Below are 13,764 nucleotides of genomic sequence, written 5' to 3'. Positions count from 1 at the left end.
CGCGGGGCCCCCCGGCCCCGGGGGGCCCCGCCGCGGGGGCGCCCCGGGCCGGGGGGGGGCGGGGCCCGCCCCGGGAGAACGGCGCGAAGCCGGCGCCGCAGGGCGCCGGCGTGGGCTCAGACGTTGACGCCGAAGTCCTGCGCGATGCCGCGCAGGCCGGAGGCGTAGCCCTGGCCGATGGCACGGAACTTCCACTCGTTGCCGTTGCGGTACAGCTCGCCGAAGACCATCGCGGTCTCGGTGGAGGCGTCCTCGGAGAGGTCGTAGCGGGCCAGCTCCGAGTTGTCGGCCTGGTTCACCACGCGGATGAACGCGTTGCGCACCTGACCGAAGTTCTGGCCGCGGGTCTCGGCGTCGTAGATCGACACCGGGAAGACGATCTTCTCCACGTCCGTCGGCACGCCGGCCAGGTTGACCTTGATCGCCTCGTCGTCGCCCTCGCCCTCACCGGTCAGGTTGTCGCCGGTGTGCTCGACCGAGCCGTCCGGGCTCTTCAGGTTGTTGAAGAACACGAAGTTGCCGTCCGAGGCGACCTTGCCCTGGGCGTTGCACAGCAGGGCGCTGGCGTCCAGGTCGAAGTCCGCACCGGTGGTGGTCCGGACGTCCCAGCCCAGGCCGACGACCACGGCCGTGAGGCCCGGTGCCTCCTTGGTGAGCGAGACGTTGCCGCCCTTGCTGAGGCTGACTCCCACTAGTCCTCCAAGAATCGGGAGGCACGTCCAGTGGTGCCCCCGGTGGTGCGGTCCTGGGCGGCGGGAGGCCCATCGGCTCCCGCGCCCCACCCCGCCAACGGCCCGAGCGTAGTACGGGGTTCCCGTCCGCACCCCTGATCAGGCCGGACACGGCCTCACGGCACTCGGCCGGCGGGTGCCGCGAGGGTGTGCCCCAGCCGCTCAGGGCCCCGGGCGGGGGTCTCAGAGCGCCGCGAGGACCTTCAGGTACTCCTGCTCGTCCCGGGCGTCCGGGAGGCCGTTGACGACGCTCCAGCGCACCGTGCCCGCGGTGTCGATCACGAAGGTGCCGCGCAGCGGGCAGCCCCGCTCCTCGTCGAGGACGCCGTAGGCCCGGGCGACCTCGCCGTGCGGCCAGAAGTCGGCCAGCAGCGGGAACTCCAGCCCCTCCCGGTCGGCGAAGACCCGCTGGGAGAACTGCGAGTCGCAGGAGAGGCCGAGCACCTGCACGGTGTCGTTCTGCAGGCCCGCCAGCTCCCGCTGGATCGCGCCCAGCTCGCCGGTGCAGACGCCGGTGAAGGCGAACGGGTAGAAGACCAGGACGACGTTCCTGCCGCCGCGGAAGTCGGAGAGCCGGACGGCCTCGCCGTGCTGGTTGTTGAGCTCGAAGTCCGGAGCCTGGGTGCCGACCTCGATGGCCATGAGCGGGACCTTTCTGACGCGACCGCGCCGCGCGGCGGGCGCAGCAGGGCACATCCTCGCATTCGTTTACGGCCGCTCGGCCGAACGGATGAGGCGGGCGGCCACGGCCCCGCCCCGTTCGCCGTCCGCGAACGGGGCGGCGGCCGGCCGGGGTACCGGCGCGAGGGCGGCCGGGGCACCGCCGCGGGGGCCGGCCGGGGCGCCGGACAGGCAGCGGGCCCCGCCGGAGGGGATTCCTCCGGCGGGGCCCGGTGCGGGGCTTCAGAACCCGTTCAGCGCTGCTTGCCCGGCTTCGCCGTGGACTTCGTCGCGAGCCGGGTGGCCGCCCAGTCCTTGACGATGTTGATCGAGCTGGTCTGGGAGAGACCGGCGGTCTTGGCCGCGTCGCTGATGTCGGAGGCCTCGATGTGGCCGTCCCGCCCGGTCTTGGGCGTCATCAGCCAGATGAGGCCACCTTCTGCCAGGTACTCCAGCGCGTCGACGAGGGAGTCGGTGAGGTCCCCGTCGTCGTCGCGGTGCCACAGCAGGACGGCGTCGGCGACGTCGTCGTAGTCCTCGTCGACGAGATCCGTCCCGGTGAGCTCCTCGATGCCCTCGCGGAGGTCCTGGTCAGTGTCGTCGTCGTACCCCAGCTCCTGGATGATCTGGCCCTCTTCGAAGCCGAGACGGGTCGCCGGGTTGGACTTGTCCGCGGGGTCCGCGGTCGCGCTCACGGGAATAACCTCCAGTATTCGGCTCGGCATCCATGCCGAGGCTGTGGCCGTAGTCCACACGGGCGCGGCGGTTCGCGCAAGTACCCGACCCCCGATCCCCTCCAAAGGTTGACGTGTCGCAGCGGGACACGCCGCGCGACGTGTCGGGAATCACACCGATTTGCCCTTCTCTGCGTGGGACAAGGATGCTTCGGGTGGTCCCGGCCCACAGGCCGTACGCGTGCCCGAGATGCGAACGGCATTCGGGGTCCGCGTGTGCGCGGGCGTAGAGTCTCCTGTTGGCCCTCACCCCGGCCGCCCGCCATCGGGCGGACGGGACACCAGGTCGGACCACCTCTTTTCGTAACACCCGGGGGTGTGCGGAGCGGACGAGGACGCCCGCGCCACACACCGCCAGACCGGCCCGCCCACCAGGCGGACCGGTTACCGATCGGTAGAGATGACGGATCTCCGAGCGCGGTAGCACGATGGAGGCGGCGCGACACACCTCAGTTTCGACCGACAGTGAAGGAACAGCGTGGCTTCCGGATCCGATCGCAACCCGATCATCATTGGCGGCCTTCCGAGTCAGGTCCCGGACTTCGATCCCGAGGAGACCGCGGAATGGCTCGAGTCGCTCGATGCGGCCATCGACGAGCGGGGGCGTGAGCGTGCCCGTTACCTGATGCTGCGGCTGATCGAGCGCGCCCGCGAGAAGCGTGTCGCCGTGCCCGAGATGCGCAGCACGGACTACGTCAACACCATCGCGACCAAGGACGAACCGTTCTTCCCCGGCAACGAGGAGATCGAGCGGAAGATCCTCAACGCGACCCGGTGGAACGCGGCCGTCATGGTCTCCCGGGCGCAGCGCCCGGGCATCGGCGTCGGTGGCCACATCGCCACCTTCGCCTCCTCCGCGTCTCTGTACGACGTCGGCTTCAACTACTTCTTCCGCGGCAAGGACGCCGAGGGCGAGTCCGGCGACCAGGTCTTCTTCCAGGGCCACGCCTCCCCCGGCATCTACGCCCGCGCCTTCCTGCTGGACCGGCTCACCGAGCAGCAGCTCGACGCGTTCCGCCAGGAGAAGTCGAAGGCCCCGTACGGCCTCTCCAGCTACCCGCACCCGCGGCTGATGCCGGACTTCTGGGAGTTCCCGACCGTCTCGATGGGCCTCGGCCCGCTCGGCGCGATCTACCAGGCGCGGATGAACCGCTACCTGGAGCACCGCGGCATCAAGGACACCTCCGACTCGCAGGTCTACGCCTTCCTCGGCGACGGCGAGATGGACGAGCCCGAGTCGCTCGGCCAGCTGTCCCTGGCCGCCCGTGAGGGCCTGGACAACCTGACCTTCGTGGTCAACTGCAACCTCCAGCGCCTGGACGGCCCGGTCCGCGGCAACGGCAAGATCATCCAGGAGCTGGAGTCCCAGTTCCGGGGCGCCGGCTGGAACGTGATCAAGCTCATCTGGGACCGCAGCTGGGACCCGCTGCTCGCGCAGGACCGCGACGGCGTCCTGGTGAACAAGATGAACACCACCCCGGACGGCCAGTTCCAGACCTACGCCACCGAGTCCGGCGACTACATCCGCGAGCACTTCTTCGGCGGCGACCTGCGCCTGCGCGCCATGGTCGAGAACATGACCGACCAGCAGATCCAGTACCTGGGTCGCGGCGGCCACGACCACAAGAAGATCTACGCGGCGTTCAAGGCGGCCCGCGAGCACAAGGGCCAGCCGACGGTCATCCTCGCCCAGACGGTCAAGGGCTGGACGCTGGGCCCCAACTTCGAGGGCCGCAACGCCACCCACCAGATGAAGAAGCTGACGGTCGAGGACCTGAAGCGCTTCCGCGACCGGCTGCACCTGCCGATCACCGACAAGCAGCTCGAGGACGGCCTCCCGCCCTACTACCACCCGGGCCGCGACTCGGAGGAGATCCAGTACATGCACGACCGCCGGGAGGAGCTCGGCGGCTACGTGCCGACCCGCAAGGTCCGCCCGCGCAAGCTGGTGCTGCCCGGCGACGACGCGTACAAGGCGGTCAAGAAGGGCTCCGGCAACCAGACCATCGCCACCACCATGGCGTTCGTCCGGCTGCTCAAGGACCTCATGCGGGACAAGGGCATCGGCAACCGCTTCGTGCCGATCGCACCGGACGAGTACCGCACCTTCGGCATGGACTCGCTCTTCCCGTCGGCGAAGATCTACAACCCGCTCGGCCAGACCTACGAGTCGGTCGACCGGGACCTGCTCCTCGCCTACAAGGAGTCGCCGACCGGCCAGATGCTGCACGACGGCATCTCCGAGGCGGGCTGCACCGCCTCGCTGATCGCCGCCGGCTCGTCCTACGCCACCCACGGCGAGCCGCTGATCCCGGTGTACGTCTTCTACTCGATGTTCGGGTTCCAGCGCACCGGCGACCAGTTCTGGCAGATGGCCGACCAGCTGGCCCGCGGCTTCGTGCTGGGCGCCACCGCCGGCCGCACCACGCTGACCGGTGAGGGCCTCCAGCACGCCGACGGCCACTCGCACCTGCTGGCCTCGACCAACCCGGGCGTCGTGGCCTACGACCCGGCGTACGGCTTCGAGATCGCGCACATCGTCCAGGACGGTCTGCGCCGGATGTACGGCTCCAGCGCCGAGCACCCGCACGGCGAGGACGTGTTCTACTACCTCACCGTCTACAACGAGCCGATCAAGATGCCGGCCGAGCCCGAGAACGTGGACGTCGAGGGCATCCTCAAGGGTCTGCACAAGTACGCGCCGGGCACCGCCGGCCAGATCCCGGCCCAGATCCTCGCCTCCGGCGTGGCCGTGCCGTGGGCCCTGGAGGCCCAGCGCATCCTCGCCGAGGAGTGGAACGTCAAGGCCGACGTCTGGTCCGCGACCTCGTGGAACGAGCTGCGCCGCGACGCGGTGGAGGCCGAGGAGTTCAACCTGCTGCACCCCGAGGAGCAGCAGCGGGTGCCGTACGTGACCCAGAAGCTCCAGGGCGCCGAGGGCCCGGTCGTCGCGGTGTCCGACTGGATGCGCGCGGTGCCGGACCAGATCGCCCGCTGGGTGCCGGGCCAGTACCAGTCGCTGGGCGCCGACGGCTTCGGCTTCGCCGACACCCGTGGCGCGGCCCGTCGCTTCTTCCACATCGACGCGCAGTCGGTCGTCCTGGCGGTGCTCACCGAGCTCGCCAAGCAGGGCAAGATCGACCGCTCGGCGCTGAAGGACGCGATCGACCGCTACCAGCTGCTGGACGTGGCCGCGGCCGACCCGGGTGCCGCCGGCGGCGACGCCTGATCAGCCCGTAGGCGCTGAGGGGCCGGACCTCCGTACGGGGGTCCGGCCCTTCGCCGTGTGTCGCGGTTTTGACCCTCACACCGGTGTGAGGTCCTACGCTCGGCTGCATGACGAACGAGACGAAGCCCGGCCGCTCCGGGCGGCACCCCGAACCCGTCGACGGCGCGGGCGAGTTCAACCGGAACGTGATCGCGGAGTTCCGCACCGGGCAGGGCGTCGTCGGCGGCGCGCTCGCCGGCGCGCCGGTCCTCCTGCTCACCGTGGTCGGCGCCCGCAGCGGCGAGCCGCGCACCACGCCCCTGGTCTACCTGGCGGACGGCGAGCGGCTGGTGGTCTTCGGCTCCAACGGCGGCAGCCCGACGGACCCGCTCTGGTACCGCAACCTCCTCGCCCACCCCGAGGTGACCGTCGAGGTCGGCACCGACCGCTACCCGGCGCTCGCGGCCCCGGTCGACCCGGCCGGGCACGACGCGCTGTGGGCCCGTCAGATCGCCGCCCAGCCCCAGTTCGCCGGCTACCGCACCGCGGCCCGGACCGTCCCGCTGGTGGCCCTCACCCGGGCCTGACCGGCACGGGCGGCACCGCCCGGACACCACGACGGCCCCGGACTGCGGCGAGTCCGGGGCCGTGGCGTTGCGGGCCGGTCAGATGTGCACGGCCGGGCCCGCGTCGGTGGTGCCGCGGCGGGTGAGCAGGCCGAGCACGGCGGCGGCGAAGGCCACCACGGCGGCCACCGCGAAGGCGAGCGACATGCCGCTCACGAAGGACTCGTGGACGGCGCCGGCCATCGCGTCCACCGCCTGCTGCGGGGTGCCGGCCGGGGCCGGCGGGGCGATGCCGAGCTGGGCGGCCTGCTTGAGGCCCTCGCCCGCCGCGCCCTCGACCGGCGGCAGGCCGGCCTCGGCCCAGTTGCCGGGCAGCACGTCGCCGACCTTGGCGGCCATCAGCGCGCCCAGCACCGCGGTGCCGAGGCTGCCGCCGACCTGCATCGCGGCCTGCTGAAGGCCGCCGGCCACGCCGGAGAGCTCCAGCGGGGCGTTGCCGACGATCACCTCGGTGGCGCCGACCATGACCGGGCTGATGCCGAGGCCCATCAGGACGAACCAGAGCGACATCACGCCGTTGCCGGAGCCGGTGTCCAGGGTGGACATGCCGAACATCGCGGTGGTGGTGATCAGCATGCCGGCCACGATCGGGATGCGCGGGCCCAGCTTGCCGATCGCCAGGCCGGCCAGCGGCGAGCCGACGATCATCATGCCGGTCATCGGCAGCAGGTGGACGCCGGCCTCGACCGGCTTCATCCCGTGCACGTTCTGGAGGTAGAAGGTCACGAAGAAGATCGCGCCGAAGAACGCGAAGGCCATCAGCACCATCAGCAGCACGCCCGCCGACAGCGGCACCGAGCGGAACAGACTGAGCGGGATCAGCGGCTCGCGGGCCTTGCCCTGCCAGAGCGCGAACAGCACCATCAGGACCACCGCGCCGCCCAGGAAGAGCAGCGTCCTGCCGTCGCCCCAGCCCCACTCGGGGGCCTTGATGATGCCGAAGACCAGCGCGAACATCCCCACCGAGAGCAGCGCGATGCCGGGCAGGTCGAAGGACTTGGCGGCGTTCTCGGCCCGGACGTCCCTGAGGATCCACATGCCCAGGGCCAGCGCGATCAGGCCGACCGGGATGTTGATGAAGAACACCGACTCCCAGTTGACGTGCTCGACCAGCAGACCGCCGACGATCGGGCCGGCCGCCGTGGAGGCGCCGATCACGCCGCCCCAGATGCCGATCGCCATGTTGAGCTTCTCGGCCGGGAAGGCCCCGCGCAGCAGACCGAGCGCGGCCGGCTGGAGCAGTGCGCCGAACAGGCCCTGGAGCACCCGGAAGGCGATCACGGTCTGGATGTTGCCGGCGAAGCCGATCGCGGCCGAGGTGGCCGCGAAGCCCACCGCGCCGACCAGGAAGGTGGTCTTGTGGCCGAAGCGGTCACCGATCTTGCCGGCGGTGATCAGGAAGACCGCCAGGGCCAGCAGGTAGCCGCTGGTGACCCACTGGATCTCGGAGGGCGCCGCGTGCAGCTTCTCCTGGATCACCGGGTTGGCGATGGCGACGATCGTGCCGTCCAGCGCGACCATCATGACGCCGACCGCGACGGTCAGCAGGGTCAGCCAGGGGTGCCCCTTGAGGCCGCCCCCGGACGGCGGATTCGGCGGCGGTGCTGCGTCCGCCTCGGAGTTCTTCACGACGGACTGGCTCATCTGGGCCCTCCGGGGGCATGGCTCGGTGCAGGACATGGTCGTGGCGCCCCGGCCCACCCGTCCCCACAGGTGCCCCGGCCCGACGGGCGCCACCTCGGCACATTATGTCAGCCACTGACAATCGGCAAACAGTGACTTCTGGACATTGCTGCCATTTGTCAGAGCGCTAAGGTTGTGCTCCCACCCTCCCCCAGCGCTCCGGAAGGCCCCCGCCATGGCCGCTCACACCCCCCGCACCACCGGCACCCCGGAGGGCTCCGAACGCGCGCCCGGGCTGCGCGAGCGCAAGAAGCAGCAGACCCGGTACGCCCTGATCCAGGCCGCCCACGTGCTCTTCCTCCGACAGGGCTTCGCCCACACGACCGTCGACGAGATCGCCTCCGCCGTCGACGTCTCGCAGCGCACCTTCTTCCGGTACTTCGCCAACAAGGACGAGGTCGCGCTCGCCGTGATGGCCGTGGCCGAGGACTACTTCATCGAGTGCCTGCGGCTCCGCCCGGCCGAGGAGGCCCCGCTCCAGGCCCTGCGCGCCTCGATCGTCAAGGCCTGGCGCGACCTCGGCAGCGAGGAGGCCTCCGGCCCCGGTTCGATCCACAGCGCCCTCGAACTCATGCGGATGATCGAGGAGACGCCCCCGCTGCTCGCCGCCCACCTGCGCCGGGTCACCGAACAGGAGCGGCTGGTGATCCAGGTGCTCGCCGAACGCGAGGGCCTGGACCCGGCCGAGGACCTGCGCCCGGCCGTGCTCGCCGCCGTCTTCGGCAGCCTGCTGCGCTCGGCCCACCTGTCCTGGAGTGCCGAGCACGAACCGGCCGGTCCGGAGGGCATGGTCGCCGTCATCGAGCGCTACTTCGACCAGCTCGGCCCGGCCCTGGCCGGCCACTGGCGCGGCCCGGCGTAGTCCCGGGCAGCACACCCGTGTCATACCGGGGTATCACCCGATACCCCGGTAGCCCCCGGAAGTTCGCGCTCCAGTGCGACGCACCGGGCGGGCCCGCCCTCCTAGGCTGGCCCGTGATGAAGACGCTCACCATCGCCGACGGCCGCAGGTTCGCCGTCCGCCAACTGCGCACCCTGCGACGGCACCTGACCACCCCGAGCGAGGACGACACCCCGCTGCTCGGGAACTCCCGCCGGCGCTGGGTGCGCCGGCTCCCGTACGCCGTCGCGATCATCCTGCAGGCCTCGCTGATCCCCACCGGGATCGTCTGCCTGATCAGCTTCTACGACATGGTGCTGCCGGTGGCCGCCGCGCTCACCATCGCCCAGACCGCCCCGCTGCTCCTCGCCATCACCCGGCCGCTGGCCGCATGGTGGATCACCGCCGCCACCCTGGTCACCACCGCCACCATCACCGCCCACCACCCCAAGGTGATGGGCAGCTGGCCGTGGACGGCGCCGATGATCCTCGCGTACCTCTTCCTGTTGCTCGCCCTCGGACTGCGCGAGAGCCGGGCGACCGTGGTCTCGGTCTGGGTCGCCACCTTCCTGCTCACCGTGCTCACCACCACCCTCGGCCTGCCCCGGGCCGGCGACGGCACCACCGTGCTGCTGATCGCGCTCAGCGGCGCCGTGCTGCTGCTCGGCTGGGCCGTCCGGGACCGCGCGGTCGCCCGCCGGCTGCTCACCGAGCAGGAGCAGATCAGCGAGGTGGAACGCGAACGGCGCACCCTCCTGGAGGAACGCGCACGGATCGCACGGGAGTTGCACGACGTGGTGGCCCACCACATGTCGGTGATCGCGGTGCAGGCCGCCAGCGCGCCGTACCGGATCGAGGGCGTCCCGGCCGATGCCGCCGAGGAGTTCACCGCGATCGCCGGCACCGCCCGCGAGTCGCTGGCCGAGATGCGCCGGCTGCTCGGCGTGCTGCGCAGCGAGGACACCGCCGGGGAGAAGACCCCGCAGCCCGGCGTGGGCCAACTCGCCCAGCTGGCCGAGACGGTGGGCCGGGCCGGGGTGCCCGTCGAGCTGACCGTGGACGACGGGCTGGCCGGCCGGGTGCCGCAGGCCGTCGGTCTCTCCGCCTACCGGATCGTCCAGGAGGCGCTGGCCAACGTGGTCCGGCACGCCCCCGGCGCCCGGGTCTGGGTGTCGCTGTCGGCGGACGGCCCGGAACTGCGGCTCACCGTGGTCAACGCGCCCCCGCCGCAGCGCACCGAGTCGCTGGAGGCCTCGGTCGAGGGCACCGGGCAGGGCCTGGTCGGAATGCGCGAACGCGTCCGGCTGGTCGATGGCAGGCTGGACACCGGCCCGCTGCCGGACGGCGGCTTCAAGGTGGCCGCCGCCATGCCGCTCGACCCGCCCGAAAGCCCAGACACCCCCGGGGAGTAACCCGCATGACCATCCGCGTGATCATCGTCGACGACCAGGCCATGGTGCGGGCCGGCTTCGCCGCCCTGCTCAACGCCCAGAGCGACATCGACGTGGTGGGGGACGCGGCGGACGGCGCCCAGGCCCTGGAGGTCACCGGCCGCACCCACCCCGACGTGGTGCTGATGGACGTGCGGATGCCCGTCATGGACGGCCTGGAGGCCGCCCGGCGACTGCTCGACCCGGACACTGGTCCACGGGGAGGGGGCGGCGCCCACCGGCCCAAGGTACTGATGCTGACCACCTTCGACGTGGACGACTACGTGTACGAGGCGCTGCGCGCCGGGGCCAGCGGCTTCCTGCTCAAGGACGCCCCGCCGGCCGACCTGATCGCCGCGGTCCGGGTGGTCGCGGCCGGCGAGGCCCTGCTCGCACCCTCGGTCACCCGCCGGCTGATCGCCGACTTCGCCCGCAACCGGCCCGCCAAGCGCCGCGACCCCAAGCTGCGGCTCAACGGCCTGACCCCGCGCGAGACCGAGGTGCTGGAGCTGATCGCCCGCGGCCTGTCCAACCAGGAGATAGCCGCCAAGCTGGTGCTCGCCGAACAGACCGTCAAGACCCACATCGGCCGCATCCTCGCCAAGCTCGACCTGCGCGACCGCGCCCAGGCGGTGGTGCTGGCCTACGAGTCCGGCCTGGTGGCACCCGGGCAGTAGCAGGACCGTTCCCTGATACCCGGGTAGCACCCGGGACTTGGCCCCGCGGTGTGACGTCCGCGGGGCCGACGCATACCTACCTTCCTTCCCGTCGGAAGCCGAACCGAGTCGGCGGCCGAACGGACGAGGGGGAACAGGGACATGCGCAAGTTTCGAGCCAGGCGGGCGCTCGCCGCCACCGCGGTCGCTCTGGCGGCGGTGCTCGGCGCGGGCGGCTGGGCCGCCGACACCCAGACCGCCGTCACCGGCCCGCCACCCGGCAGCGCCGCCTGGACCGCCGACACCGCTCTCGGCCTCCACCCGCCCGACCCGGCCGGCAGCACGCCCGGCCAGATCGCCGCCTTCTTCGCCGGGTTGAGCCCCGCCCAGCAGGACGCCCTGGCCGCCCGGCACCCGCTGGTGGTCGGCAACCTGGACGGCGCGCCCGTCGAACTCCGGTACCGGGCCAACGCCCTGGCCCTCGCCACCGAGCGCGGCCACGAACTCGCCCGGGCCGCCGACCCCGCCCTCACCCCGCAGGACCACGAGGCCGCCCGCACCCGCGCCGAGCGCTACGGCACCCTGCTGGACGGCGGCCGGCGGATCCTCGCCTTCGACCCGCGCGGCCGCGGCCAGGTCGCCGAGGTGTACGGCGACCTCGCCACCGCCCGCCGCACCGCCGTGATCGTCCCCGGCTCGGACATCGACCTGCTCCGCTTCGACCGCACGGGCAACCCGCACGGCACCCCCGCCGGCATGGCCCGCGCACTCCTGGACGCCACCGACCGGCAGACCGCCGTGATCGCCTGGGCCGGCTACACCACCCCGCTCGGCCTCGGCCCGGACGCCGCCACCGAGGACCTCGCCCGGGCCGGTGCACCCCGCCTCACCCGGCTGCTCGACGGACTCGCCGTCACCACCCGTCCACAGGCCCCGCCCACCGTGTTCTGCCACAGCTACGGCTCGGTGGTCTGCGGCCTGGCCCGCCCCACCCCCGCACAGGCCTCCGGCGTGGTGGTGCTCGGCTCGCCCGGCATGGGCATCGACTCGGCCGCCGACCTCGACCCGGGCGTCCCGCTCTGGGCCACCGCCCGCAACGGCTCCGACTGGATCGGCAACGTGCCCACCGTCCGGCTGTTCGGCCTCGGCCACGGCGCCGACCCGACCACCCCCGGCTTCGGCGCCCGCCCACTGCCCGCCACCGGATCCCACGGCCACGACGGCTACTTCGCCCCCGGCACCGCCTCCCTCGCCGCCTACGCCGCCGTCGCGCTCGGCCGCGCCTGACCACCCGCACCGGAAGGAGCACCACCATGGCCAGCACCCTCGCCACCCCCCGGCCCCTCACCGCCCTGCGCCGCGCCGCCGCGCAGGTCGACGCGAAGACCCCGGCCGACCGCGACCGCGCCCTGGACGGGCTGCGCGCCCTCGCCCTGCTCGCCGTGCCGGTCGGCCACTGGATGCTCGGCGGCCTCACCCGATCCCCCGACGGCGCCCTGCACAACGCCAGCCCGCTCTCCACGCTCGGCTTCTTCGCCCCGCTCAGCTGGGTGCTCCAGATGCTCGGGGTGTTCTTCCTGGTCGGCGGCCACTCCTCGGTCCGCTCGCTGGAGCGGGCCCGGGCCAGGGGCGTCACCTACGGCGGCTGGCTGCGCGCCCGTACGGTCCGGCTGCTGCGCCCGGTGCTCGGGGTGACGGCCGTCTGGGCGGCGCTGGTCCCGCTGCTGCCCGCACTCGGCGTCCCCGCGGACACCCTGCGCACCGGCGCCACCCTGGTGGTGCAGCCGCTCTGGTACATCGGGGTCTACCTGGGGCTGACCGCGCTCACCCCGCTCTGCGTGGCGGCCGGGCGCCGGCTGGGCGGCTGGTCGGCGGGCCTGCTGGTGGCCTCGGTCGCCGCCGTCGACCTGCTGCGCTACGGGCCGTGGGCCGAGGCGGTGCCGTCCTGGGTCGCGCTGCTGAACATCCTGCCCGGCTGGCTGTTCGGCTACCAGCTGGGCGTGCTCTGGGCGCAGGGCCGGCTCGGCCGCCCGGCGGCCCGGGTGCTGCTGCTCGGCGGCGGCGCGCTGTTCGCCGCGCTGCTGCTGGTCTTCCACTACCCGGCCAGCATGGTCGGTGTGCCCGGGGCCGCGCGGACCAACTCGCACCCGCCGTCCCTGCTGGTGCTCGCCCTGGCGGCGTTCCAGTGCGGCGCCGCGGTGCTGCTGCGGGAGCGGCTGGGCCGGCTGCTGACCGGCCGTCCGCTGCTCTGGCTGCCGGTCGTGGTGGTCAACCTGTCGGCGATGACGATCTTCTGCTGGCACCAGAGCGCGATGCTCGCGGTCGCGGTGCCGGGCGCGGCCGGCCTGGGCGCCGTCCCGGGGCTGACCACCGCGCCGGACTCGCTCGGCTGGGTGGCCGCCCGGCTGGCGCTGCTGCCGCTGTTCGGCGCCGTGCTGGTGGCGGTCGGCTGGTTCACCCGCCGGTTCGACGGCCCCTGGACGGCCCTCTCCCGGGGCGGCAAGGCGGTGACCGGGGCCGCGGCGGCGCTGTTCGCAGCGTACGCGCTGGGCGTGGTGTGACGATCGGTCGGAGGCGAGCCGCTCCGGGCGGCGCAGCGCGGCACGGACGGCAGGGCGTGGACCGACCGGTCCACGCCCTGCGTCCGTCGCCGCCGGCTCCCGGTGCGCCGTGCCGCGCGCCGGGGGCGCGTTGTCGGCGCCTTGCCCTACCCTGCCGCCATGGTGACGTTCGACGAGTTCCGCACGATGGCGCTGGCCCTGCCGGAGGCCGCCCAGGAGCCGACCTGGGACATCGAGACGCTGCGGGTCCGCAGCCGGATCTTCGCGATGGGCGCGCCCGACGGGGACCGCGTCACCGTCAAGGCCTCCCCCGAGGACCAGGCCGAACTGCTCGCCGCCGAGCCCGAGGTGTTCTCCTGCGCCCCGTACGTCGGCCGGCACGGCTGGGTGAGCGTCCGGCTGGACCTGGTGGACCGGGACGAGCTGCGCGACCTGGTCACCGAGGCCTGGCGGCGGACGGCGCCCAAGCGCCTGGTCCGCGAGTTCGACGCCTGAGTGCGGCCCGGCCGGACGGCCGCACGGGCCACCGCCCGAACCACTGGGAGACGTCGCACGGACACCTCCGGTTCATGTGATCCATCCCACAGTTTAGGCG

General features: G+C 72.8%; 12 protein-coding genes. 8 read left to right on the top strand and 4 right to left on the bottom strand.

Annotated features, from left to right (window positions below; translation table 11 throughout):
• Nucleotides 1-116: 116 nt before the first annotated feature.
• The 3 genes from ACIRRH_RS01165 to ACIRRH_RS01155 form a co-directional block, all read right to left on the bottom strand.
• Nucleotides 117-692 carry a TerD family protein gene (locus tag ACIRRH_RS01165; RefSeq protein ID WP_403059899.1) on the bottom strand — a complete coding sequence of 192 codons (576 nt, stop codon included), beginning with the start codon at nt 690-692 and terminating at the stop codon, nt 117-119.
• 222 nt (nt 693-914) lie between these two features.
• The gene (locus tag ACIRRH_RS01160) at nt 915-1,373 is read right to left on the bottom strand and encodes a peroxiredoxin (protein ID WP_403059896.1); all 459 of its coding nucleotides are present in this window, start codon (nt 1,371-1,373) and stop codon (nt 915-917) included.
• A 272-nt stretch (nt 1,374-1,645) separates the two neighbouring features.
• Nucleotides 1,646-2,086 carry a DUF3052 domain-containing protein gene (locus ACIRRH_RS01155; protein WP_224282797.1) on the bottom strand — a complete coding sequence of 147 codons (441 nt, stop codon included), beginning with the start codon at nt 2,084-2,086 and terminating at the stop codon, nt 1,646-1,648.
• A gap of 517 nt (nt 2,087-2,603) precedes the next feature.
• Between ACIRRH_RS01155 and aceE the strand changes: the two genes are divergently transcribed.
• Together aceE and ACIRRH_RS01145 are read left to right on the top strand one after the other, a co-directional pair.
• Nucleotides 2,604-5,354, top strand: coding sequence for a pyruvate dehydrogenase (acetyl-transferring), homodimeric type (gene aceE, locus ACIRRH_RS01150; RefSeq protein WP_224282796.1), 2,751 nt, complete (start codon nt 2,604-2,606; stop codon nt 5,352-5,354).
• Nucleotides 5,355-5,461: 107 nt separating this feature from the next.
• On the top strand, nt 5,462-5,920 hold the full coding sequence (locus ACIRRH_RS01145) for a nitroreductase/quinone reductase family protein (RefSeq protein WP_403059893.1): 459 nt from the start codon (nt 5,462-5,464) through the stop codon (nt 5,918-5,920).
• Nucleotides 5,921-5,998: 78 nt separating this feature from the next.
• On the opposite strand, the gene ACIRRH_RS01140 is transcribed toward ACIRRH_RS01145, so the two are convergent.
• The gene (locus tag ACIRRH_RS01140; protein WP_403059890.1) at nt 5,999-7,603 is read right to left on the bottom strand and encodes an MFS transporter; all 1,605 of its coding nucleotides are present in this window, start codon (nt 7,601-7,603) and stop codon (nt 5,999-6,001) included.
• Between the two features lie 214 nt (nt 7,604-7,817).
• Here ACIRRH_RS01140 and ACIRRH_RS01135 point away from each other — a divergent pair, with 214 nt between their 5' ends.
• The 6 genes from ACIRRH_RS01135 (at nt 7,818) to ACIRRH_RS01110 (ending at nt 13,664) form a co-directional block, all read left to right on the top strand.
• Nucleotides 7,818-8,504, top strand: coding sequence for a TetR/AcrR family transcriptional regulator (locus tag ACIRRH_RS01135; RefSeq protein WP_403059887.1), 687 nt, complete (start codon nt 7,818-7,820; stop codon nt 8,502-8,504).
• A gap of 116 nt (nt 8,505-8,620) precedes the next feature.
• The gene (locus tag ACIRRH_RS01130) at nt 8,621-9,934 is read left to right on the top strand and encodes a sensor histidine kinase (protein WP_403059884.1); all 1,314 of its coding nucleotides are present in this window, start codon (nt 8,621-8,623) and stop codon (nt 9,932-9,934) included.
• A 5-nt stretch (nt 9,935-9,939) separates the two neighbouring features.
• Nucleotides 9,940-10,629 (top strand): response regulator, encoded by a 690-nt coding sequence (locus ACIRRH_RS01125; RefSeq protein ID WP_403059881.1) that lies wholly within the window; start codon nt 9,940-9,942, stop codon nt 10,627-10,629.
• Nucleotides 10,630-10,770: 141 nt separating this feature from the next.
• Complete coding sequence (locus ACIRRH_RS01120; protein ID WP_403059879.1) at nt 10,771-11,895, top strand: alpha/beta hydrolase; 1,125 nt, start codon at nt 10,771-10,773, stop codon at nt 11,893-11,895.
• 26 nt (nt 11,896-11,921) lie between these two features.
• Nucleotides 11,922-13,169 carry an acyltransferase gene (locus ACIRRH_RS01115; RefSeq protein ID WP_403059876.1) on the top strand — a complete coding sequence of 416 codons (1,248 nt, stop codon included), beginning with the start codon at nt 11,922-11,924 and terminating at the stop codon, nt 13,167-13,169.
• A 159-nt stretch (nt 13,170-13,328) separates the two neighbouring features.
• On the top strand, nt 13,329-13,664 hold the full coding sequence (locus ACIRRH_RS01110) for an MmcQ/YjbR family DNA-binding protein (protein ID WP_403059873.1): 336 nt from the start codon (nt 13,329-13,331) through the stop codon (nt 13,662-13,664).
• Nucleotides 13,665-13,764: the final 100 nt, after the last annotated feature.

It is taken from the genome of Kitasatospora sp. NPDC101235 (genome assembly GCF_044767505.1).
In the GTDB taxonomy this organism is placed as follows: domain Bacteria; phylum Actinomycetota; class Actinomycetes; order Streptomycetales; family Streptomycetaceae; genus Kitasatospora.
The sequence above is the reverse complement of the archived record's forward strand: the minus strand, read 5'-3'. Positions and strand labels throughout refer to the sequence as shown.

Excerpts from the sequence above, each read along its gene's own strand:
- ACIRRH_RS01160 (WP_403059896.1), bottom strand. The coding sequence starts at position 1,373 with ATGGCCATCGAGGTCGGCACCCAGGCTCCGGACTTCGAGCTCAACAAC.
- ACIRRH_RS01145 (WP_403059893.1), top strand. The coding sequence starts at position 5,462 with ATGACGAACGAGACGAAGCCCGGCCGCTCCGGGCGGCACCCCGAACCC.
- ACIRRH_RS01140 (WP_403059890.1), bottom strand. The coding sequence starts at position 7,603 with ATGAGCCAGTCCGTCGTGAAGAACTCCGAGGCGGACGCAGCACCGCCG.
- ACIRRH_RS01135 (WP_403059887.1), top strand. The coding sequence starts at position 7,818 with ATGGCCGCTCACACCCCCCGCACCACCGGCACCCCGGAGGGCTCCGAA.
- ACIRRH_RS01130 (WP_403059884.1), top strand. The coding sequence starts at position 8,621 with ATGAAGACGCTCACCATCGCCGACGGCCGCAGGTTCGCCGTCCGCCAA.
- ACIRRH_RS01125 (WP_403059881.1), top strand. The coding sequence starts at position 9,940 with ATGACCATCCGCGTGATCATCGTCGACGACCAGGCCATGGTGCGGGCC.
- ACIRRH_RS01120 (WP_403059879.1), top strand. The coding sequence starts at position 10,771 with ATGCGCAAGTTTCGAGCCAGGCGGGCGCTCGCCGCCACCGCGGTCGCT.
- ACIRRH_RS01115 (WP_403059876.1), top strand. The coding sequence starts at position 11,922 with ATGGCCAGCACCCTCGCCACCCCCCGGCCCCTCACCGCCCTGCGCCGC.
- ACIRRH_RS01110 (WP_403059873.1), top strand. The coding sequence starts at position 13,329 with ATGGTGACGTTCGACGAGTTCCGCACGATGGCGCTGGCCCTGCCGGAG.